This is a genomic window from Actinoplanes teichomyceticus ATCC 31121 (assembly GCF_003711105.1).
Classification (GTDB): Bacteria; Actinomycetota; Actinomycetes; order Mycobacteriales; family Micromonosporaceae; genus Actinoplanes; species Actinoplanes teichomyceticus.
The window spans coordinates 4956358-4977249 of the sequence record NZ_CP023865.1 but is presented as its reverse complement, the minus strand read 5'-3'; the positions used below and the strand labels follow the sequence as shown (position 1 = coordinate 4977249).

Genomic DNA, 20892 nt, shown 5'->3' with positions numbered 1-20892 from the left:
CGGAAAAACCACCGCGGTCGTCCTATGACTTCTCCGGAGTGGAGCCTTTGAAACAAACGGGGGTTCCGCGAAGACGGCCGATCGCCGATGACGCCAAACCTACCGGAGACCCCCTACCGGTTCGCATCCATACGGGGCCGCGCGCCGCCGGAAAACACGACAAGTTCACCTTCGCGCAACAGGCGCTCGCCGCGCGCCACCGGCACCGGCGGCACCTCCCCGGCGAGCACCACCACGTTGCCGGCCCGGCGCCCGCGCAGCACCGGGATCTCGCCGAGCAACCCCACCCGGGCGAAGGCCGCCGCCACGGTGGCCACCTGGATCCGGGTGGCGGCCATCGGCGGCACATCCGTCACGTTCATCACCAGCAGCCCGCCCGGCGCCAGCACCCGGGCCAGTTGCCGGGCGAACTGCACGGTGCCCAGGTGCGCCGGCATCGCCGCGCCGGTGAAGACGTCCGCCACGATCACGTCGTACCCCTGATCGGGCGCCCGCTCGACCGCCTCCCGCGCGTCGCCCGCGACGATCTCCACCGGCCGCGCCGGCGGGATCTCCCGCGACACCAGGGCGATCAGATCCGGATCGTGCTCCACCACCCGCTGCGCGGCGCCCGGCCACCACCGGGCCACCAGGCGCGGCACGGTCAGCGCGCCCCCACCCAGATGCAGGACCCGAGCCGGTACGGCGTGCCGCCCCCAGGCCCGCAGCGCCCGGGCGATCTGCCGGACGTAGGCGAACTCCAGGTGCTCCGGGTCGGCCAGATCGACATACGACTGCGGGACCCCGTTCACCAGCAGCGTCCAGCCCCGCGGCCGGGCCGGGTCGGGCACCAGCTCGGCACGGCCGGAAGCGACCGCCGCGACCACCGCGCGGCGCACGGGAGTGTGTCGGTTGCCGTGCGTTGCCATCGAGGAACCCTACTCAAGACAGTCGGTGCCACGACCGAGCAATACCCATGACGCGAGCCGAGCACCGGCCGCGCCCGAGGAAGGAGAACGTCGTGGCCGGACCGTCCACCGCCCTGTCACCGGTGATCGCCGCGAGCACGCACTGGCTGGCCCGCGCGTACCCCGGCGGTGAGTCGAACACGGTCGCGCACACCCTCTCCGAGCTGCAGGCCCGGCAGGCCGTGACGGTCGCCGCCTGGCTGCGCTACCCGACCGAGATCGACGCCGCGCTGGTCGCCATCGCCGGCCCGGGCGGGTCCGCGGTCCTGGACTGGAAGGCCGGCAGCGAGCCGGAGGACGAGTTCGCCGAGGGCGAGGGCTGGCGCACCTGGGTCGACGAGGTCGTCGTCAGCTGGGCCGCCTGCCTGCTGGCCGACCCGATGCTGGCCCGGCGCGGGGTGGACGCGGTGATCGCCGCGGTGCCCTCCCCGGAGCCCCGGCCCCGGCCGCACGTGCGCCGCTCCGGCGGGCTGCCCAGCGAGTTCCGCCGGCTGCTGCAGCCGGACGCCCGCGACCGCGAGGCCGCCGCGCTGCTGCGCCACCCCGACCTGCTGGAGCCGATCGCCGCCATGCACCGCGACACCCTGCTCTACCTGCTCGACGCCGAGCAGTCCCACGAGCCGCTCGCGGCCTGAGTGACCCCCCGCCCGGCCTCCCCGCATCGGCGTGCTGGGGCGTTCGCGCCCGCCGGACAGCCCGCCGGCCCCCCGGCGGGGAGGCTGGAACCGCAAGGCCGGCACCCGTGTCCTCCTGGGGTGCCGGCCTTGCGGCCCATGTGCGTCAGGCCAGCCGGGCCGGGAATCCGCCGGTGGCGATCGGGCCCCAGCTGTCGACGGTCACCCGGATCAGGCACTTGCCCTGGTCCCGCATGGCCTGGCGGTACTCGTCCCAGTCCGGGTGCTCGCCGGAGATGCAGCGGAAGTACTCCACCAGCGGCTCCACCGCCTCCGGCAGGTCGATCACCTCGGCGGTGCCGTCCACCTGCACCCACGGCCCGTTCCACTCGTCGGAGAGCACGCAGAGCGACACCCGGGGGTTGCGCCGGATGTTGGCGACCTTGGCCCGCTCCGGATAGCTGGAGATGACGATCCGGCCCTGCGGGTCGACGCCGCAGGTGTTCGGCGACGACTGCGGGCGGCCGTCCGTGCGGATCGTCATCAGGATCGCGTGGTGCCGTGGGCGCAGGAACGCCACCAGCTCCTCGCGGCTGACCCGGGTGTTCGTGGCGATCGTGCGAGCCATCAGTCCTCCTGTCGGGCGTTGACCGTGTGCGCGTCGCCCGCGGCGGGCGTCCCGGGCCGGGCGGCGTCCACCGGGATCGCACCCGGGTGCTGGCCGCCCGGGCCGGCGGTGGCCTGCTCGGCGGAGACCGCGGCGCCGATGATCCCGGCGTTGTTGAGCAGTGTGGCAGCCACGATCGGGGTGCCGACCTCGAGCAGTGGGAAGAACTTCTCCGACTTCTTGCTGACCCCGCCGCCGATGATGAACAGCCGGGGGGAGAGCAGCATCTCCACGTGGCGCAGGTACTTGCTGACCCGGTGCGCCCACTTCTCCCAGCTCAGATCCTCGGCCTCGCGGACCCGGTCGGAGGCCAGCAGCTCGGCGTCCCTGCCGTCGATCTCCAGGTGGCCCAGCTCGGTGTTCGGCAGCAGCACGCCGTCCAGGAACAGGGCGGTGCCGATGCCGGTGCCCAGGGTCACCATCATGATCAGGCCGGACTGGTCGCGGCCGGCGCCGAACGCCACCTCCGCCGCGCCCGCCGCGTCCGCGTCGTTGAGCACCGTCACCGGCCTGCCCAGCCGTTCGGTGAACAGCCGGGCCGCCGGCGCGCCGATCCAGGACCCGTGCACGTTCGCCGCGGTGCGGGTCACGCCGTCGACCACCACACCGGGGAAGGTCACGCCGACCCGGTCGTACCCGTCGAACCGCCCGGCCACCTCGGCGACCGCGTCGACCACGCGGTCCACGTCGGCCGGCTGCGGGGTGGGGACGCGGTAGCGCTCGTCGAGCAGCTCGCCGCGCACCGTGTCGACCGGGGCGCCCTTGACGCCCGAGCCACCGATGTCGATCCCGAGGATGGTCATCCGTTGTCTTCCCGTCTCCTGCTGGTCAATCGTTCGTGCTGTTTACCACGAACGTTCACCGGCGAATCCTGCGCGCCCCCGCGCGGGCCCGGGTGACCCCCCAGAGGGAATTCGCTTCGTAGTCTCAGCATTCACGCAGTGTCACTCATACTTTCGGCTGGGCAGGACTAGGCTTCTCGGCTAGCGTTGCCTTTCAGAACGGTCGCCGCGTGCGGGCACGGCTCTCTGCCCGCTGATGGAGGACCATCATGACCGTCATCGAGGTTCACCGCGAGCAGGGATCCCGCACGCCCGAGGCCACCGCCACCGAACTGCTCGACGCGATGGCCGCGGCCGCCGGCCGGGACCGCGCCCGCCTGCGGGACCGCGCGATCGAGGCCTGGCTGCCGCTGGCACGCCACCTGGCCAACCGCTACTCCGGCCGCGGCGAGCCCACCGACGACCTGGTGCAGACCGCCACCGTCGGCCTGATCAAGGCGGTCGACAAGTTCGACCCCGAACGCGGCGTCGACTTCGCCGGCTACGCCATCCCGACCATCATCGGCGAGATCAAGCGCCACTTCCGCGACCGCACCTGGTCGGTCCGCGTCCCGCGCCGGCTGCAGGAGTTGCGCCTGGCCATCACCGAGGCCAACAGCACCCTCACCCACAACCTCGGCCGCTCGCCCACGGTCGCGGACATCGCCACCCACCTCGGCATCACCGAGGAAGAGGTCCTCGAAGGCCTGGAAGGCGCCCGCGCCTACAACGCCACCAGCCTCTCCACCCCGATCAGCGCCGACGGCAGCACCGAGCTCGCCGACACCCTCGGCGGCGAGGACCACGAATACGAACTCGCCGAGACCCGCGTCGCCCTCGGCCCCGCCCTCGCCACCCTCGACGAACGCGAGCAGCGCATCCTCACCCTGCGCTTCTACGGCAACCTCACCCAGTCCCAGATCGCCGACCAGATCGGCATCTCCCAGATGCACGTCTCCCGCCTGCTCACCAAGGCCCTGACCAAGCTGCGCAACCAGCTGGCGACCGAGATCTGAGCCGCGGACCGGCGCGGCGCGGGCCCGATCGGCGCACCGCGCCGCTGCGGCGCGGGTAGGGTTCGCGCGACGCGCCGGGTCGCGCCGGCACCGGGTCGGCGCGCCGCGCCGCGCTCACTGTGCGCCGCTGACCCGCCAGTTCAGCTGGACCAGCAGGGTGCGCGCCTCGTCGGCGACCTCCGCGTCGGCGAGCACCGCGTACTGCGCGGCCTGCAGCGAGCTGCGCGAGGTGAAGTCGCGCCGGCCGCCCGTCGCGGCGTGCGCGATGGCCCCGAAGATGGCGCCCCAGATCGCGCCGACGACCACGGTGGTCAGGATGACCGGGAACCAGTTCGAGTCGCTGAACAGCCCGAACAGCACGCCGATGAAGAGCCCGAACCAGGCGCCGCTGGCCGCGCCGGCCATCGCCGCCCGGCCGGTGGTGAGCCGGCCGAGCACGGTCTCCACCAGGCGCAGGTCGGTGCCGACGATCGAGGTCCGCTCGACCGGGAACCTGTTGTCGGAGAGGTGGTCGACGGCCTGCTGGGCGAGGGCGTACTCCGGGTAGGTGCCGACCACCACGGTCGGACCGGTGTGCCGGACGCCGCGGCCGAGCTCCTGTGCCGGCAGTTGGGGCACCCCGGCCGGGCCGGGCGGCATCCCGGGGCCCTGCGGTGTGGCGGCCGCCGGATCGGTGACCGGCGCGGTCGCCGGCGCCGGCGTGCGGCTGGTGAGGCCGTCGTCGTGGGGAGTGGTCATCGGTTGTTGCCTCCCTGCTCGGGAAGGGGATCGCCGGCGGTGAGCCGGACCCAGAGATGGAACGTTCCGGCGACGGCGGACACGATGCCCGCCACGCCGGTCAGGAACGTGAACCGGCCGGACACCAGATCCGGCAGCACACGTTCGGACACGGCCACCGTGGCCAGCCCGAACAGGAAGGCCGCGGTGGAGACGGCGCCGACGAGCGCGAGCGGCAGGGTGGCGACCCGGGCCGGCGCGATCGACGGGCGCGGGCCGGACCGGCGCAGCCGGACCACCCACATGATCAGCGATCCGCAGGCCAGCACGATGAGCAGCGCCGCGACGGTATCGCTGGGGCGGTGCCACTCGGCCCACACGGTGGCCACCGCGACGATCGCCACGTAGGCCGCGCCGAGCAGCCCGACCGCGCCGCGCACGGCCCGCGGGAACACCATGATCAGCACGAACGCGACCGACGCGGCGGCCGCGGTGTGCCCGCTGGGAAACGAGTTCGGCATCGCGAAGCCGTCCAGGTCCGGCCGGTCCAGGCGGGCCTTGAGCTGCTGCACCGCGACGTTCGCGGTGATCACCAGCAGGGCCGCGCCGATCGACAGGTCGAACCGCCGGCGCAGCACGCCGACGCCGGCGGCCAGCAGGCAGACCGCGGCGAGCGCGGCGAGCTGGGTGGCGTTCAGCGTACGGCTGAGCACCTCGGTGACCCGCTCGTGGCGCACGTCCCCGCCCCGCATGGCGGCGGAGTCCAGGCTCTGGCCCGCCCCGGTACGCAGGAACACCGCCCAGACCAGCACGGCCGCGCCGGCCGCGAGCCCCGCGACCAGCAACGGCGATATCGCATGCCACCTGCCTGAGGTGGACCGGGTGTCGCCGGGTTGCCGTGTCGCGACCGCCGTCATCGCCTCTCCTGTTCCTCGACGCCGCCGTGTGGTCACGCCCTTTCCCCGTCCGGCCGGATCCCAAGCGCATCCGCGGTCACAACGGCGGCCCGGCGAGCACGGCAACGCAGTCGCACCCGAACGTGCTCTCCGGCCGCACCCGGCGCCCCGGATCTTCATACGGAGCCGACCGGAACGAGGGGGACGTTTTCATGAGGCACAGCTTCCGACGAGTGCTCACCGGCGCCGCGCTGGTGCTTGCCGCCGGGGCCGGGATGGGCGCCGCCCCGTCCGCCGCCCAGGCGGCCGGGGTGTCCGCCGTGGTGGACGTGAACAGCCAGCTCAAGGTGCGGGCCACGCCGTCGCTGGCGGCGGCGGTGCGGGGTACCCTGCACGACGGCCAGAAGATCGCGGTGGTCTGCTCGGTGACCGGCCAGAACGTCCGCGGCAAGGTCCGCACCACCGCCGTGTGGGACCGCCTGACCAGCGGCGACTACGTGTCGCACGCGTACGTCCGGAGCACCGCGAGCATCCCGTCCTGCACCGGGACGCCGGCCGCCGACAAGGTCAAGGCCAAGCCGGGCAGCACCGCCGCGTCCGTCGCGGGCCGGGTGCGCAGCGCGGACGGCGTGGTCAACGTGCGGACCGCGCCGTCGACGCGGGGCGCGGTGGCGCGCAAGGTCGCCGACGGCGCCACCGTGCAGCTGACCTGTTACGTCACCGGCCCGAGCGTCCGCGGCACGGTCCGTACCACGAGCCAGTGGGACCGGCTGACCGACGGGCGGTACATCTCGCACGCGTACGTCGTCTCGGCCGCCCTGGCGCCCTGCACCACCCCGGCCCCGGCCACCCCGGCCCCGGCCACGCCGGCGCCGACCCCGGCGCAGTTCATCGCCGCCGCGGTGCCCGGCGCCCAGCTCGGCTGGCGCGAGTACGGTGTCCCGCCGTCGGTCACCATCGCCCAGGCCATCCTGGAGTCCGGCTGGGGCCGCAGCAGCCTGTCCGCGGTGGACCGCAACTACTTCGGCATCAAGTGCCAGAACGGCAGCTACGGCACGATCGCCAACGGTTGCCACGTCTACCGCACCACCGAGTGCGACAAGGCCGGGAAGTGCTTCGCCACCTCGGACGCGTTCCGCACGTACGCCAGCATGGCGCATTCGTTCCGCGACCACGGCCGCTTCCTGAAGGTGAACAAGCGGTACGCGCCGGCGTTCGCCTACACCCGGGACGCGAACAAGTTCATCTGGAACGTGTGGAAGGCCGGCTACGCCACCGACCCGAAGTACTACACCAAGGTCACCGGCATCATGGCGACCCACAACCTCTACCAGTACGACACCTGGAAGTAGGCGCCCACCGCGCCGCGCCCCCGTTGGCCGCAACTCCGGCCGACGGGGGCGTTTTGCGGCCTACGCTCGGAATGGTGAACGGTCGGCAGAATCCGGGACCGGACCGGTGGCGGTACCTCGGCCCGGCGCCGGCGGCCGCGGTCGCGCTCGTCGGTGTGCTGGCCACCCTGCTCATCGTGGCCGCGCTGCGCGCCGCCGAGCGGCACAGCGCGGAACGGGTGATGGACCAGCGCGCCCAGATGGCGCTGGCCGCGGTGCGCACCGAGACCGACCGGTACCGCGCCCTGCTGGAGACGATGGCCGCCGGGCTCGCCACCGAGGACGCGCTGACCTGGGCGGATTTCGATCAGGCCAGCGCGCCCCTGACCACCTCCGGGCTGATCGGGGCGCCGGTCGTGTCGTACGTCGCGCCGGTCGCCACCGACGCGGTCCCGGCCGCCCAGGCGCGGTGGCGCGCGGCCGGCGCCGACGGGCTGACCCTGCGCCCGCAGCCCGGCCTGGACGAGCACTACTTCCCGATCTTCATCCGGGCGCTGAGCGAGGACGACGCGCTGGCCGGCTCGGCCGGGACCGACCTGGGCGTCGTACCGGAGCCGGCCGCCGCGCTGCGGACCGCCCGGCAGACCACCCACGGCGTCGTCTCCGACACGTACGTCCTGATCCGCGACCGCGACGTGCCGGCCGACCGGCAGCAGCAGGCGTTCCTGCTCGCCGCGCCGATCTGGACCCGGGCGAACGCCCCGGTGTTCCGCGGCTGGGTGGTCCTGGTGCTGCGCGGCGGGGACTTCCTCACCGGCGTGCTCAGCACGGTCAGCCAGGGACACCTGGACGCCGGCCTGGTCGCGATCAACGGCGACGGCAGCCGCGCCGAGGTCGCCCGGCTGCACGTGCCCGGCGAGCCGGACCTGGTCCGGCACGAGCGGGTCCCGGTCGCCGACCACGTCTGGGAGCTGGATCTGCGCGCCGACAGCGACCGGCTGCCCGGCGCCGGCGGCCACCTGCCGGTCACCGTGCTGGTCGGCGGCCTGATCCTGACCGGACTGCTGGCCTGGCTGGTGCACGTGCTGGCGGCCGGCCGGACCCGTGCCCGGCAGCAGGTCGCCGAGGCCACCGCCGAGCTGCGCGCCGCCGAGGCGGAGAGCCGGCGCCAGGCCGGGCTGCTCGGCGCGATCATGAACACCATCGGCGACGGCGTCAGCGTCGTCGACGGCGCCGGCCGGCTGGTGCTGGAGAACCCGGCGGCGCGGACGCTGACCGGGGTCACCGAGTCCAGCATCCGGCCGGAGGACTGGCAGCGGCACTACGGCGCGTACCGGGCCGACGGGGTCACCCCTCTGCCGCTGGAGGAGATGCCGCTGCTTCGGGCGCTGCACGGCGAGCCGATCGACGGCGCCGAGGTGGTGATCCGCAACGCCGGGCGCCCGGACGGGGCACTGATCAGCATCGACGCCCGCCCGCTGGACCCGAGCGCCGGGCTGCGTGGCGCGGTCGCGGTGCTGCGTGACATCACCGAGCTGCGCCGGTACGAGAAGGACCTGTCGATCTTCGCCGGGGTGGTCGCGCACGACCTGAAAGCGCCGCTCGCCATCGTGCGCGGGCACTGCGAGCTGGCCCTGGACGACCCGGGCGACGAGGACGGGGTGGGCGTGTCGCTGCGCCGGATCGTGCAGGCCGTGGACCGGATGGACACCCTGATCGAGACGCTGCTGGCGTACAGCACCGCGCGAGACGCGCCGCTGCGGATCGGCGTGGTCGACCTGGCGCCGCTGGTCGAGGAGGTGCTGCAGGAGCGCGCCGCGAGCCTGCGCGGCGACGGGTCCGCCCCGCGGTGGCGGGTCGGTCCGCTGCCGGCGGTCCGCGCCGACCCGGCGATGCTGCGGCACGTGCTGGACAACCTGATCGGCAACGCTTTCAAGTACGTCCGCCGCGGCGAGGCGCCGTGGGCCGAGGTGACCGCCGGCCCGGCGGCGCCCGGCTGGGTGCGGATCGAGGTGGCCGACGCCGGCATCGGCATCCCGGACCCGGACAAGCCCCGGGTGTTCGAGTCGTTCCACCGGGCCGAGGGCTCCGCCGGTTACGCCGGCACCGGCCTCGGCCTGGCCATCTGCCGCCGGATCGTGGAGCGGCACGGCGGCGAGATCGGCGTCGAGGACAACCCCGGCGGCGGCGCCCGGTTCCACTTCACCCTGCCCGCCGCGACCGTCACAGAGGAGACCGACATGAACAACATTCCGGCCGAACCCGCCGAGCAGGACGACGCCCAGGTGCGTGCGGCGCTGGACCGCGCCCTGGCCGAGCGGGCCGCCATCCTGGACAGCCGGCTGCCGGGCCTGTCCGCGCTGCCGGCCGCCGAGCCGTCGGCGCACGACCCGGCCGCGGCGCGCCTGCGCGCCCCGGTGCCGGACCACCAGCACCGTGACTGAGCCGCCCCCGGGCCGGGACCGGGCCGGGCGGCGGCTAGGAGCCGTCCGGGGCGGACTGCGGCAGCAGCGCCGCCACCAGGGCCAGCAGCTGCGCCGGCAGGAACGGCTTGAGCAGCGTCGCCGACGCGCCCGCGTCGCTGGCCCGCTCGTCGCCGGGCAGCAGCGACCCGCTGGCCACCACCACCGGGATGTGTCGCAGGTCGTCGTCGGCCCGGATGGCCCGGCACAGGTCCAGCCCGGTCATCCGCGGCATGTCGACGTCGGTCACCACCAGATCGGGGCGGTGCTCGCGGACCGCGGCCAGCGCCGCCGCGCCGTCGGCCGCCGCCACGACCCGGTGCCCGGCCCGTTCCAGGGAGCGTTTCAGCACGTACCGGATGTCGTCGTGGTCCTCCGCGACAACGATCACCTCGACCTCGATTCGGTTGCCGGATGCGCGGTTCGGTATTCCGTCACCCGAGATATCGATCCAGTCCCGCCCGGGGACACGGGTGACGCCCGTCGCCGCGGTCGGCGCCGCCGAGCCGCGGTGCGTCCAGGGCGGCGTTAATCACCAGCCGTTCGCGGCCGGATCCGCCTATCCTTGGCCCGCCATGTCGATATCGCCTTCCAGCCCCGCCGTGCCCGAGCTGCGCGACCGGATCTCCGAGCTGCTTCCCCGTGACGAACACCGGCTGCGGCGCCGCCTGGACGGGACCAGGCGGATCCGCGACGACGCCGCCCGATCCGCCGCGCTGACCGAGATCGCCGCCGAGGTGGACCGGGCCCGGCTGCGCCTGGCGAGCCGGCTCGCCGCCGTGCCCGCGATCACCTACCCGCAGGCGCTGCCGGTCAGCGCCCGCAAGGACGACATCGCCGCGGCGATCCGGGACCACCAGGTGGTGGTCGTGGCCGGCGAGACCGGCTCCGGCAAGACCACCCAGATCCCGAAGATCTGCCTGGAGCTGGGCCGGGGCGTGCGCGGCCAGATCGGGCACACCCAGCCGCGCCGGATCGCGGCCCGCACCGTCGCCGAGCGGATCGCCGAGGAGCTGGACCGGCCGCTGGGCTCGACGGTCGGCTACAAGGTCCGGTTCACCGACCAGGTGAGCGAGGACACCCTGGTCAAGGTGATGACCGACGGCATCCTGCTGGCGGAGATCCAGAACGACCGGATGCTGCGCCGCTACGACACGCTGATCATCGACGAGGCGCACGAGCGCAGCCTCAACATCGACTTCATCCTGGGCTACCTCAAGGAGCTGCTGCCCAAGCGGCCCGACCTCAAGCTCGTGATCACCTCGGCGACCATCGAGACCCAGCGGTTCGCCGAGCACTTCGCCGACGCGTCCGGCAAGCCGGCGCCGGTGATCGAGGTGTCCGGCCGGACGTACCCGGTCGAGGTCCGCTACCGCCCGCTGGTCACCACCACGGTCATCGACGATGACGAGGACGAGGTGCGCGAGGAGCCGATCGACCAGACCGAGGGCATCGCCGCCGCGGTCGACGAGCTGCCGGCCGACGGCGACATCCTGGTCTTCCTCTCCGGCGAGCGGGAGATCCGGGACACCGCCGACGCGCTGAACAAGAAGGACCTGCGCAACACCGAGGTGGTCCCGCTGTACGGCCGGCTCAGCGCCGCCGAGCAGCACCGGGTCTTCGAACGGCACACCGGCCGCCGGATCGTGCTGGCCACCAACGTCGCCGAGACCTCGCTGACCGTGCCCGGCATCCGTTACGTGATCGACCCGGGCACCGCGCGGATCAGCCGGTACTCCAGCCGGCTCAAGGTGCAGCGCCTGCCGATCGAGCCGGTCTCGCAGGCCAGCGCGAACCAGCGCAAGGGCCGCTGCGGGCGGACCTCGGACGGCATCTGCATCCGGCTGTACTCGGAGGAGGACTTCGAGGGCCGGCCGGAGTTCACCGAGCCGGAGATCCTGCGGACCAACCTGGCCTCGGTCATCCTGCAGATGACCAACCTGGGGCTGGGCGACCTCGCCCGGTTCCCGTTCATCGACCCGCCGGACAAGCGCAACATCACCGACGGCATCAAGCTGCTGGAGGAGCTCGGCGCCCTCGACGACCGCAAGCTCACCCCGCTCGGCCGGCAGCTGGCCCAGCTCCCGGTCGATCCGCGGCTGGCCCGGATGGTCATCGAGGCCGCCCGGCAGGAGTGCCTCGCCGAGGTGATGGTGATCGCCGCCGCGTTGTCGATCCAGGACCCGCGCGAGCGGCCGGCCGACAAGCAGCAGCAGGCCGACGAGAAGCACGCCCGGTTCACCGACAAGGAGTCGGACTTCTTCAGCTACCTCAACCTGTGGCGTTACCTGCGGGAGAAGCAGCGGGAGCTGTCCGGCAACCAGTTCCGCCGGCTGTGCCGCTCGGAGTTCTTGAACTACCTGCGCGTCCGCGAGTGGCAGGACATCTACACCCAGCTGCGGCAGGTGGTGCGTACGCTCGATCTGTCGGTCAAGGAGGACTGGGACGCCGGGGTCGCGCCGCAACCGGTGCACACCGCCCTGCTCGCGGGTCTGCTGAGCCACATCGGGCTCAAGGACACCGACAAGCGTGAATATCTCGGTGCCCGTGGCGCCAAGTTCGCGATCTTCCCGGGCTCGGCGCTGTTCAAGCGCCAGCCACGCTGGGTGATGTCCGCCGAGCTGGTCGAGACCAGCCGCCTGTGGGCCCGGGTGAACGCCCGGATCGAGCCGGAATGGGCCGAGAAGCTCGCCCCCCACCTGGTGAAGCGTTCTTACAGCGAGCCGCACTGGGATCGCAAGCTCGGCGCCGTGATGGCTTTCGAGAAGGTCACCCTGTACGGCCTGCCGATCGTGCCGCGCCGCCGGGTCGGCTACGGCCGGGTGGACCCGGTCGTCTCCCGCGAGCTGTTCATCCGGCACGCCCTGGTGGAGGGCGACTGGGAGACCCACCACAAGTTCTTCGACGCCAACCGGCGGCTGCTACGGCAGATCACCGAGATCGAGAACCGGGCGCGGCGGCGGGACATCGCGGTCGACGACGAGACCGTGTACGCCCTCTACGACGCCCGGATCCCGGCCGAGGTGATCTCCGCCCGGCACTTCGACGGCTGGTGGAAGAAGGCCCGGCACGACGATCCCGAACTGCTGCACTTCACCCGTGACGACCTGGTCAACGCGGGCCGCGACACGGTGGACCCGAACGCCTTCCCGGACGCGTGGCTCAGCAACGGGGTGCGGCTGCCGCTGTCCTACACGTTCGAGCCGGGCTCGCCCGCCGACGGCGTCACCGTCCGGGTGCCCCTGGAACTGATCAACAAGATCGACGCGGACGACTTCGGCTGGTCCGTGCCGGGCTTCCGCAAGGACGTGGTGATCGCGCTGATCCGGGCCCTGCCCAAGGCGCTGCGCACCAGCTTCGTCCCGGTGCCGGACTGGGCCGAGGCGGCGCTCGCCCGGGCGCCGGTACGACGCGGGCCGCTGCCCGACGCGATCGGCGCCGAGCTGCGCCGGCTCACCGGCACCGTGGTGCCGCGCGACGCCTGGCGCCCCGACCAGGTGCCGGAGCATCTGCGGATGAACTTCCGGATCGTCAACGAGGCCGGCGAGGTGGTCGCCGAGGGCCGCGACCTGGAGGTGCTGCGCCGGCAGCTGGCCCCGAAGGTGCAGGCCACCATCTCCCGCGCGGCCGGGGACCTGGAACGCACCGGGATCACCACCAACGACTTCGGCGTGCTCCCGCGCCGGGTCGCCCAGGTCCGCGGCGGGTACCAGGTGAACGTCTGGCCGGCCCTGGTCGACGAGGGCGCGAGCGTGGGCGTCAAGGTGTTCGAGACCGAGGCCGAGCAGCGGGTCGCGATGCGCGCCGGGACCCGGCGGCTGCTGCTGCTCACGCTGCCGCCCGCCGCCCGGTACCTGCAGGGGCGCCTGGACAACCGGGCGAAACTGGAGTTGTCCCGGGCCAACCCGTACCGCTCGATCGCCGACCTGCTCGACGACTGCGCGGGCGCGGCGGTCGACAAGCTGGTCGCGGACGCCGGGGGGCCGGTGTGGTCGTCGGTCGAGTTCGCCTCGCTGCGCGACACCGTCCGCGAGGATCTGGTCGACGCGGTGGCCAACGTGGTCACCCAGGTGCAGGCGGTCCTGGCCACGGCGTACGACGTGGAGCAGCGCGTCAAGCAGGCCCGCGACCCGGCCCTGCTGCCCGCCATGGCCGACATCCGGCAGCAGCTCAAGGGCCTGGTGTACCCGGGGTTCGTCACCGAGACCGGGTGGCGGCAGCTGCACCACCTGCCGCGCTACCTCCGCGGTATCACCCATCGGATGGATCGTCTGGGCAACGGCGCCGGCCGCGACCGGCAACTGACCGCCCAAATTCACGAGATCGAGGCGGAATATCGCGAACTCAAGGCCGAAGCGGCGCCCGGCGGACCGGCGCAGGAGGGGCTGCGGGAGATCCGCTGGATGATCGAGGAACTGCGGATCAACTTCTTCGCGCAGGCGCTCGGGACCGCATATCCCGTCTCTGACAAGCGCATATTCAAAGCGATGGACGCGTTGCCGGGCTAGCTTTCGCATTTCCTCGGTTGCAGCTCGGTGCGCCTTCGGTGCCGTTCGGTCACGGCCCTGTCGTGACCGAACGGCGCCTCTTAGGGTTCTCGGCATGACGAACGAGAACCTCGCCCTCGCCCCGATCGCCGCCGCTACCGCCGCCGTTTCCGCCGACGCGTACCTCGACGACATGATGGCCCGGGTGGGTGTCGACGGCCTGACGGCCGCGTTCGCCGAGCCGGGCCTGCTGGCCACCGTCGACCAGCACGCGGCGGCCGTCCGGGAGGCGCTGCGCGACGCGGGTCGCGCGATCGACGTGGACGCTCTGGCCGCGTACGCCCGCAGCATCGCCGCCGCCGCGGTCCGGATGCGCCGGCCGGTCCCCGCCGCGGGTGAGGCGCCGACCACGGTCGCCGGGTGGAGCGCCGCCGGGTGGCCGCTGCTGCGCCTGCTCGCGGTCTGCCTGATCGCCGACTCGGCCGGGTTGCTGTAAACCCCCCGTACGGTCTACTTGGCCGAGTTGATACCGCGCCAAACCGGCACGATAGGGCATCTTCTGTGCCATGAAGATGTTCAAGCTCTCCACGCTGGTCCTGCTGACGGTCCCGGCGATGGCCGCGCCCGCAGCCGCCGCGCCCGCGGTGGACGCCCCACCGACCCTGGTGGCCCGCTACAACTTCGACGGCGGGGCGGAAGGCGGCAAGATCGCCGACCTGTCCGGCCGAGGCTCCAGCCTCACCGTCCGCGGCGCCGACAACGGCACGGTGGCGATCAACACGGAGGGGGCCGGCCGGTACGCCGCGTTCCCCGCCGTCTGCGCGGCCACCGGCGCCTGCCCGCGCGCCATGCTCGAAGCGCCCAACGACGCCGACCTCAACCCCGGCACCCGTAACTTCCGGTGGGCGGCCAGCGTCCGGGTCACCCAGGCGCAGCTGAAGGGCAAGGCCAACATCATGCAGAAGGGGCTGGCCGGGACCTCCAGCGTCTGGAAGCTGCAGCTGACCGGCAAGACCGGCCGTGCGCAGTGCGTGATGACCGGCAAGGGCACCGGCCAGTCGTTCACCGCCACCTCCGCCCGCTCGGTGGCCGACGGCAACTGGCACAAGATCGTTTGCGAGCGCTCGGCGACGAGCCTGTCCATCTCGGTCGACGGCGAACCCGGCTCGCGCGCCACCATCCCGGCCACGCTGTCGGTGGACAACACCATGCCGTTGCGCATCGGCGCCCCGAACTTCAACCCGACCAGCGACTACTACCACGGCCAGCTCGACGACATCTACGTCCAGCTGGGCTGAGACCCGCCGTACGCCAGCGGGCCGGCTCACCGCCGGCCCGCTCCCGTCTCACACCGCCGCCCGGTGCCCGGTTGTTTCGTCCCGCGCCGTCGCCCGGTTGTTTCCGTCCCGGCGCTGTCGCCCGGTTGTTTCCGTTCCGGCGCTGTCGCCCGGTTGCTCCGTCCCGGCGCTGTCGCCCGGTTGTTTCCGTCCCGGCGCTGACGCCCCGGGCGCGGTTGTCTTGTCTCGCGCCCGCCTGCCGCGCGGTTCGTCTCCAGCGCCGCGGCTCGGCGGGCGATGGCTTCCGTCCCGCGCCGCGGCCCGGCGCGGGGTCGCTTCCGCCTCGCGCTTCCTCCTCCGGTACGGCGGGCGCATCTAGCCGCGTCAAATCCGCCCCGTCCGGGCCCGCCCACCAGCGCCTCACCGATCAGCGCCTCACCGTCCAGCGCCTCACCGTCCAGCGCCCCACCGTCCAGCGCCTCACCGTCCAGCGCCCCACCGTCCAGCGCCCCGGCCCACAGCCCACCGGCCCCCGGTCACCTCGGCGCCGCGAGCCCGCTCAGCCCGGTGGTGTGCCCGGATCTGTGCCGGGAGCCCCCTCAGCCCGATGGTGCGCCGGATGTGCGCGGCTCACCCGCCGCCTGCCCGGCCGGAGCGGCGAATATTCGGTGGCGTGGCCGGACCGGGGACGCATAGGTTGACGGCATGCTGTGACGCACACCGGGCGCCCCCCGTGCCCCCACTCACCGCCGCGCCGGTCCAGGACCGGGCTGCGCCGCCTTTCCGGTGGCGGCCCGCAGCCGGTGCGATGAGCGGTCCGTCCGCGAGCCGCCGGCTCAGCGGGCATGCGAGTGGGTCGAGCGTGTGGGGGAGCGCCTCCCGCGCTGGTCTTCGGTCCGTCGATCGGGGGCCGCGCCCGGCCGCACGTTCGAAGGGGTGATCCCTTCACGCCGCGCCCGGTCACGGCTGCCTCCGCATGACGTCCGGCCGATCGCCGGCTTCCCGCCCAGGTCCCCGAGCCGGGCACCGGTCCCGAACCCCCTGGAGGTAGCGATATGCCTGCGCAGCCTTTCTCCGTACACCCGAACCCGGACGACCTCGCCCGCCGCGACCTCGCCGCGGCGCTGACCCGCCCGTCGAGGTCCACCGACCCGGACGACCAGGGCGGCGCCGCGGACGTGACGCACCACGGCCGGCGCGACGCCCGGCAGGCGGCCCGGGAACGTTCGGAGCGCGCCCACGCCGGTCGTGCCGCCCGTGCTGCCGGCCGCAGCTACGCCTTCCGCCGCAGCTGACCGGCGCTGTCCCCACCAACCGCCACCGGCGGCCGCAGCGATGCGCGCCGCCGGTGGCGGTCGCCGTTCCAGCCCCGGCCCGGGTTGCCGTCCGTCTACCGTTCCCGACCGTGGCCCGCTGCTCCGCTCGTCGGCGGGTCCGGCCGCGGCCCGGTGTTCCGCTCGTCGGCGGGTCCGGCCGCGGCCCGGTGTTCCGCTCGTCGGCCGGTCCGGCTGCGGTCTGGTGTTTCGCTGGTTGGACGGTCCGGTTCTCGCTCGTCGGCCGGTCCGGCTGCGGTCTGGTGTTTCGCTGGTTGGACGGTCCGGTTCTCGCTCTTCGGCCGGTCCGGCCGCGGTCTGGTGTTTCGCTGGTTGGACGGTCCGGTTCTCGCTCTTCGGCCGGTCCGGCCGCGGTCTGGTGTCTCGCTGTTCGGGCGGTCCGGCCGCGGGCCGGTGTTGCGCCTTCTCGGCCCGGCCGCTCGCGGGCAGGCAGCCGTCCAGCCGCGCCGGCGGCGGTCAGGGGCGCGGGAGGTCGGCGATGGCCAGGTCCAGGGTGCGGATGGCGGCCGGAAAGTCGATCAACTGGTCGCGGACCAGGCGCAGCCCGACCCGCAGCGCGGTGACCGAGACGTCGCGGGCGGTCAGGACGGACGCCGTCCAGGCGGTGAAGTCCCGGAAGATCTGTGGCTCGCCGACGTACAGCGAGGCGGCCAGGAAATCGGCGATGTGCCCGAAGTCCTCCCGGGTCGCATCGACCTGCTGCGCGTCGTAGTGGTGGACGGCGGGGTAGGCGGCGCCCAGCCGCTGCATCGCGATCTCGATGAGCTGCGGCCGGGAGCGGACCAGATGGGTGTACTCCTCGTCGCCCAGCTGCGCGGCGGGGAACTCCGGAGCCGGCGGCGGCGGCCAGTCGTCGGCCAGGCGGTCCACCGCCTCCTCCGCGGTGCCGGCCCAGGCGTCGGCGCCGAGGCGTTGCGCCCAGCTGCCGCCCGGGCCGAAGCCCCGCCCGCCGGCGATCACCGGGACGCCGGCGGCGCGGCACGCGGTGATGGCGGCGTGGGCGCGGGGGAGCCGGGTCGGGATCATGCAGCTGAGCGCGACCGCGTCCGGGCCGGTCTGGTGCAGATGGGTGATCAGGTGCGGGCCGGGCACGCTGGCGCCGAGGAAGTCGACCCGCCAGCCGTCCATCCGCAGCGTCTCGGCCAGGATACGGGCCGGCAGACCGTGCCATTCGCCGTCGACGCAGGCCAGGGTGATCCGGCCGCGGTGCGGCCGGGTGTGCACCTGGGCGGCGAGCGCGGCCAGCACCCGCTCGTTGACGGCGGTGGCGGCGTGCTCGCGGGCCACCGACCACTCGTTGCCGGCCCACAGCTCGCCGACCCGCGCCTGGGTGCCGCCGATCAGGTCGATCATGATGCGTTGCGCGGGCACGCCGTCGTCGAGCAGGTCCAGGGCCATCCGGGTGGCGGCGTACTCGTCGCCGTCCCCGACCAGGCGCAGGTACTCGTCGTGGAAGGCGGGGTCGCCGAGCGGGCGGGAGGGAGCGTACGTCGTCATGCGCGCGGTCGTGCCCTTCGCTCGGCGCGGCGGGCGGCCATCAGGTACGGCGACTGGTTCGGCGCGCCGCCGCCGCGCAGGCTCAACGGGGTCCGGGGGTGTGCGCGCACGGTGAGCATCGCGATGTCGTCGGTGGCGCCGCCGTGCACCCAGTCGGAGACCAGCTGGCGCAGCCGTTCCAGGGTGACCGCGCCGGGCAGCCCGGCGCACTCGGCCAGCGCCCGCCGCAGCCGGGACTCGCCGAACTGGTCGGCGCCGCCCGGGCCGCCGCGCGCCTCGGTCAGCCCGTCGCTGTGCAGCAGGAGCAGCTCCCCGGGGGCCAGCTCGACGGTGGCCGGCCGGACGACCGTCCGGGGCATCACCCCGATCAGCGTCCCGCTGGCCGACACCTCCTCGACCGTGCCGTCGGCCCGCAGCACCAGGGGCGGCGGGTGGCCGCCGTTGGCCAGTTCGAGCCGGATCCGGCCGTGGTCGGCGCGGGTCACCGAGCCGACCACCAGGGTCACGAACCGCTGCGAGCGCCCGCCCTCGGTGAGCGCCTGGTTGAGCACCCGCAGCATGGTCTCCGGTCCGGCCTGCACCAGGTGCAGCGCGCGCAGTGTCTGGCGCACCTTGCCGGTCAGCACCGCCGCCTCCGGCCCGGTGCCGCACACGTCGCCGAGCGCGATCACGGTGTCGCCGCCGGCCCGGGCGGGGACGAACACCTCGTAGAAGTCGCCGCCGACGCGCAGCGCCTCGCGGGCGGCCTGGTAGGAGCCGGCCAGCTCGAAGTCCTCGGTCGCGGGCAGCTCCGGGGGCAGCAGGTCGGCCTGCAGCACCGCGGTGGTGTCGACCTGGTCGCGGTAGAGGGTGGCGGCGGCGAGGGCGGCGCCGGTCCGGGCCGCGAACACCCGGGCGAGGGCCTCGTCAGGCCCGGTGAAGACCGCGTCCACGCCGGTGCGGGCCAGGAGCAGCGCGCCGGCCGGCTCGGCGTTGCCGGGCAGCGGGATGACCAGCAGCGCGCCGATCGGGCCCAGCCCGGCCGGGAACAGCCAGCCGGGCGCCTGGGCCGGGTCGAGCCAGCGGCTGGGGATCGGCGGGAACCCGTCCAGCGCCTCCTGCAGGCCGGGGACCTCGGCGAGGCTGCGCTCGGCCAGGGTGCCCTCCTCGATCGGGCGCCGGGGCAGCAGCCGCAGCCAGGCGCTCTGCCGTTTGACCGGCGGGAGGATCACCACGGCGGCGTCGGCCAGCCGCTCGACGGCCAGTTCCACGGTGGTGCGCAGCACCCGGCGCAGGTGCAGCGAGGCGGACAGCCGTCGCCCGGCGTCGGCCAGGAAGGCCGCACGGGTGCGTTCGGCCTCCAGCGCCGCGGTCCGGTCCCGCTCGTCGGTGTGGTCGCGCAGGTACCAGGCGTAGTGCTCGCCGTCGAGGTCGCGGCGCAGGCCGTACAGCGACCGCTCGGGACCCTCGGAGCGGAACGAGTCGCCGCCGCCGGCGGCGGCCGCGGCCAGTTCGGCCAGTGGCGCCTCGGTCAGCGAGCCGCCCGGCCGCAGCCCGGGCACGAGGGCCTGCGCGGCCGGATTGACCAGCAGCACGCAGTCACCGGCGCGGGCGCACAGCAGCATCGCCTCACTGGCCGCCTGGAAGACGGCGCGCAGCAGTTCCGGGGTCGCGGCCGGCAGCTCGGCGACCGGGGCCGGAGGTGTCCGTGGTTCGCCGGCCGAGGCCGGCGTACGGGTTGACATCGTCCCTCCCGTCGCTCCCCGCCGAGTCGTTCCGAACGACCCCAGCCTACGGGGTCGCCGGCCGGTGCGGGCATGGCGTGCTCGATCGTGCCCGGGTCACCGCCGCAGATCGACGATCACCGGAGCGTGGTCGGAGGGCCCTTTGCCCTTGCGCGCCTCCCGGTCGACCACGGCGTCGGTGACCGCGGCGGCCAGCTCGGCGCTGGCGTACACGTGGTCGATGCGCATGCCCTTGTTCTGGTGGAACATCCCCGCCCGGTAGTCCCAGTAGGTGAACGGGTGGTCGCCCTTCATCGCGCGGGCCGGCACGTCGGTGAGCCCGAGGTCGCGCAGCGCGGCGATCGCCGCCCGCTCCGGCGGCGTGACATGCGTCGAGCCAGCGAAGACCGCCGGGTCCCAGACATCGGCGTCGGTCGGCGCCACGTTGAAGTCGCCGGCCACCACCAGCGGACCGGCGGCCAGGTCCGCGGCGAGCACCTCGCGCAGCGCGCGCAGCCAGTCCAGCTTGTAGGCGTAGTGCGGGTCGTCCGGGGTGCGGCCGTTCGGCACGTACACGCTGTGGAAGCGGATCCCGTCGCAGACCGCGCTGACGGCGCGGGCCTCCGGGTCCGGGAAACCCGGCTCGCCGCGGAAACCGCGGCGGACGTCCGCGAGGCCGGCGCGGGAGAGCAGGGCGACGCCGTTCCAGCGGCCCTGACCGTACGCGGCGGTCTCGTACCCCAGGCGCGCGACCTCGGCGGCGGGGAAGCCGTCCTCGCCGACCTTGGTCTCCTGCAGGCAGACCACGTCCGGGGCGGTGCTCTCCAGCCAGTCGAGCAGCCGGGGCAGCCGGGCCTTGACCGAGTTGACGTTCCACGTGGCGAAGCGCATCCGCCCAGCCTGCCGCATCGCCGGCCGGGCGGTACGGAGCGGGGGGCTACCGGCGCGGCGGGAGGCCGCCGCGGGTGGCGGCGATCAGCGCGGTGGCCAGCCCGGCGGCCAGCATCAGCAGCAGGGCGACGAGCCAGAGCGCGCGGCCCTCGGCGCCGATGAGGTCGGTCATTTTCGCCTCCCGTGCGATCTGCGACCGGGGTGACGTGGCTCACCCCGAGGGATCCGTGAG

At 73.9% G+C, this 20892-nt stretch carries 18 protein-coding genes; 8 read left to right on the top strand and 10 right to left on the bottom strand.

Features of this window, described 5'->3' with window-relative positions; genetic code table 11:
* Positions 1-113: 113 nt before the first annotated feature.
* Positions 114-908 carry a spermidine synthase gene (locus ACTEI_RS21995; RefSeq protein ID WP_122979374.1) on the bottom strand — a complete coding sequence of 265 codons (795 nt, stop codon included), beginning with the start codon at positions 906-908 and terminating at the stop codon, positions 114-116.
* Between the two features lie 92 nt (positions 909-1000).
* On the opposite strand from ACTEI_RS21995, the gene ACTEI_RS21990 reads away from it, so the two are divergent.
* Positions 1001-1582: a hypothetical protein gene (locus ACTEI_RS21990; RefSeq protein WP_122982327.1), complete on the top strand. Its 582-nt coding sequence runs from the start codon at positions 1001-1003 to the stop codon at positions 1580-1582.
* Positions 1583-1727: 145 nt separating this feature from the next.
* Here the strand turns inward: ACTEI_RS21990 and ACTEI_RS21985 are convergent, their stop codons facing one another.
* A complete protein-coding gene (locus tag ACTEI_RS21985) occupies positions 1728-2189 on the bottom strand; it encodes a PPOX class F420-dependent oxidoreductase (protein WP_122979373.1) in 462 nt (153 codons plus the stop codon).
* Positions 2189-3031 (bottom strand): polyphosphate--glucose phosphotransferase, encoded by an 843-nt coding sequence (ppgK, locus tag ACTEI_RS21980; RefSeq protein ID WP_122979372.1) that lies wholly within the window; start codon positions 3029-3031, stop codon positions 2189-2191. Before ppgK ends, ACTEI_RS21985 begins: the two co-directional genes overlap by 1 nt.
* 248 nt (positions 3032-3279) lie before the next feature.
* Here ppgK and ACTEI_RS21975 point away from each other — a divergent pair, with 248 nt between their 5' ends.
* Positions 3280-4065, top strand: coding sequence for a SigB/SigF/SigG family RNA polymerase sigma factor (locus ACTEI_RS21975; protein WP_122979371.1), 786 nt, complete (start codon positions 3280-3282; stop codon positions 4063-4065).
* Positions 4066-4179: 114 nt separating this feature from the next.
* Here the strand turns inward: ACTEI_RS21975 and ACTEI_RS21970 are convergent, their stop codons facing one another.
* A complete protein-coding gene (locus tag ACTEI_RS21970; protein ID WP_122982326.1) occupies positions 4180-4704 on the bottom strand; it encodes a YflT domain-containing protein in 525 nt (174 codons plus the stop codon).
* 95 nt (positions 4705-4799) lie between these two features.
* Complete coding sequence (locus tag ACTEI_RS21965) at positions 4800-5627, bottom strand: phosphatase PAP2 family protein (protein ID WP_239082629.1); 828 nt, start codon at positions 5625-5627, stop codon at positions 4800-4802.
* 263 nt (positions 5628-5890) lie between these two features.
* Between ACTEI_RS21965 and gsmA the strand changes: the two genes are divergently transcribed.
* Complete coding sequence (gene gsmA / locus ACTEI_RS21960; protein WP_122979369.1) at positions 5891-7030, top strand: sporangiospore maturation cell wall hydrolase GsmA; 1140 nt, start codon at positions 5891-5893, stop codon at positions 7028-7030.
* 74 nt (positions 7031-7104) lie between these two features.
* Positions 7105-9453, top strand: a complete 2349-nt coding sequence (locus tag ACTEI_RS21955; RefSeq protein ID WP_239082628.1) for an ATP-binding protein — start codon at positions 7105-7107, stop codon at positions 9451-9453.
* 34 nt (positions 9454-9487) lie between these two features.
* On the opposite strand, the gene ACTEI_RS21950 is transcribed toward ACTEI_RS21955, so the two are convergent.
* Positions 9488-9862 (bottom strand): response regulator, encoded by a 375-nt coding sequence (locus ACTEI_RS21950; RefSeq protein ID WP_122979367.1) that lies wholly within the window; start codon positions 9860-9862, stop codon positions 9488-9490.
* Between the two features lie 184 nt (positions 9863-10046).
* On the opposite strand from ACTEI_RS21950, the gene hrpA reads away from it, so the two are divergent.
* The 4 genes from hrpA to ACTEI_RS21930 all read left to right on the top strand — a co-directional run bounded on the left by hrpA (position 10047) and on the right by ACTEI_RS21930 (position 16530).
* Positions 10047-13979: an ATP-dependent RNA helicase HrpA gene (gene hrpA / locus ACTEI_RS21945; RefSeq protein ID WP_122979366.1), complete on the top strand. Its 3933-nt coding sequence runs from the start codon at positions 10047-10049 to the stop codon at positions 13977-13979.
* A gap of 94 nt (positions 13980-14073) precedes the next feature.
* The gene (locus ACTEI_RS21940) at positions 14074-14454 is read left to right on the top strand and encodes a DUF6401 family natural product biosynthesis protein (protein ID WP_122979365.1); all 381 of its coding nucleotides are present in this window, start codon (positions 14074-14076) and stop codon (positions 14452-14454) included.
* 70 nt (positions 14455-14524) lie between these two features.
* The gene (locus tag ACTEI_RS21935; RefSeq protein WP_122979364.1) at positions 14525-15256 is read left to right on the top strand and encodes a LamG-like jellyroll fold domain-containing protein; all 732 of its coding nucleotides are present in this window, start codon (positions 14525-14527) and stop codon (positions 15254-15256) included.
* 1034 nt (positions 15257-16290) lie between these two features.
* The gene (locus tag ACTEI_RS21930) at positions 16291-16530 is read left to right on the top strand and encodes a hypothetical protein (RefSeq protein WP_122979363.1); all 240 of its coding nucleotides are present in this window, start codon (positions 16291-16293) and stop codon (positions 16528-16530) included.
* Positions 16531-17025: 495 nt separating this feature from the next.
* Here the strand turns inward: ACTEI_RS21930 and ACTEI_RS21925 are convergent, their stop codons facing one another.
* From ACTEI_RS21925 to ACTEI_RS39015, 4 genes are all read right to left on the bottom strand, one after another.
* Complete coding sequence (locus tag ACTEI_RS21925; protein ID WP_122979362.1) at positions 17026-18066, bottom strand: cobalamin B12-binding domain-containing protein; 1041 nt, start codon at positions 18064-18066, stop codon at positions 17026-17028.
* Positions 18063-19790 (bottom strand): PP2C family protein-serine/threonine phosphatase, encoded by a 1728-nt coding sequence (locus ACTEI_RS21920; RefSeq protein WP_122979361.1) that lies wholly within the window; start codon positions 19788-19790, stop codon positions 18063-18065. Before ACTEI_RS21920 ends, ACTEI_RS21925 begins: the two co-directional genes overlap by 4 nt.
* A gap of 96 nt (positions 19791-19886) precedes the next feature.
* On the bottom strand, positions 19887-20660 hold the full coding sequence (locus ACTEI_RS21915) for an exodeoxyribonuclease III (protein WP_122979360.1): 774 nt from the start codon (positions 20658-20660) through the stop codon (positions 19887-19889).
* A 46-nt stretch (positions 20661-20706) separates the two neighbouring features.
* Positions 20707-20832 carry a hypothetical protein gene (locus ACTEI_RS39015; protein WP_262384850.1) on the bottom strand — a complete coding sequence of 42 codons (126 nt, stop codon included), beginning with the start codon at positions 20830-20832 and terminating at the stop codon, positions 20707-20709.
* Positions 20833-20892 lie beyond the last annotated feature (60 nt).

What these genes read in the sequence shown, in the direction of transcription:
- ACTEI_RS21995 (WP_122979374.1), bottom strand. Translation starts at nt 908, where the DNA reads ATGGCAACGCACGGCAACCGACACACTCCCGTGCGCCGCGCGGTGGTC.
- ACTEI_RS21985 (WP_122979373.1), bottom strand. Translation starts at nt 2,189, where the DNA reads ATGGCTCGCACGATCGCCACGAACACCCGGGTCAGCCGCGAGGAGCTG.
- ppgK (WP_122979372.1), bottom strand. Translation starts at nt 3,031, where the DNA reads ATGACCATCCTCGGGATCGACATCGGTGGCTCGGGCGTCAAGGGCGCC.
- ACTEI_RS21975 (WP_122979371.1), top strand. Translation starts at nt 3,280, where the DNA reads ATGACCGTCATCGAGGTTCACCGCGAGCAGGGATCCCGCACGCCCGAG.
- ACTEI_RS21970 (WP_122982326.1), bottom strand. Translation starts at nt 4,704, where the DNA reads ATGCCGCCCGGCCCGGCCGGGGTGCCCCAACTGCCGGCACAGGAGCTC.
- gsmA (WP_122979369.1), top strand. Translation starts at nt 5,891, where the DNA reads ATGAGGCACAGCTTCCGACGAGTGCTCACCGGCGCCGCGCTGGTGCTT.
- hrpA (WP_122979366.1), top strand. Translation starts at nt 10,047, where the DNA reads ATGTCGATATCGCCTTCCAGCCCCGCCGTGCCCGAGCTGCGCGACCGG.
- ACTEI_RS21940 (WP_122979365.1), top strand. Translation starts at nt 14,074, where the DNA reads ATGACGAACGAGAACCTCGCCCTCGCCCCGATCGCCGCCGCTACCGCC.
- ACTEI_RS21935 (WP_122979364.1), top strand. Translation starts at nt 14,525, where the DNA reads ATGAAGATGTTCAAGCTCTCCACGCTGGTCCTGCTGACGGTCCCGGCG.
- ACTEI_RS21930 (WP_122979363.1), top strand. Translation starts at nt 16,291, where the DNA reads ATGCCTGCGCAGCCTTTCTCCGTACACCCGAACCCGGACGACCTCGCC.
- ACTEI_RS21925 (WP_122979362.1), bottom strand. Translation starts at nt 18,066, where the DNA reads ATGACGACGTACGCTCCCTCCCGCCCGCTCGGCGACCCCGCCTTCCAC.
- ACTEI_RS21920 (WP_122979361.1), bottom strand. Translation starts at nt 19,790, where the DNA reads ATGTCAACCCGTACGCCGGCCTCGGCCGGCGAACCACGGACACCTCCG.
- ACTEI_RS21915 (WP_122979360.1), bottom strand. Translation starts at nt 20,660, where the DNA reads ATGCGCTTCGCCACGTGGAACGTCAACTCGGTCAAGGCCCGGCTGCCC.
- ACTEI_RS39015 (WP_262384850.1), bottom strand. Translation starts at nt 20,832, where the DNA reads ATGACCGACCTCATCGGCGCCGAGGGCCGCGCGCTCTGGCTCGTCGCC.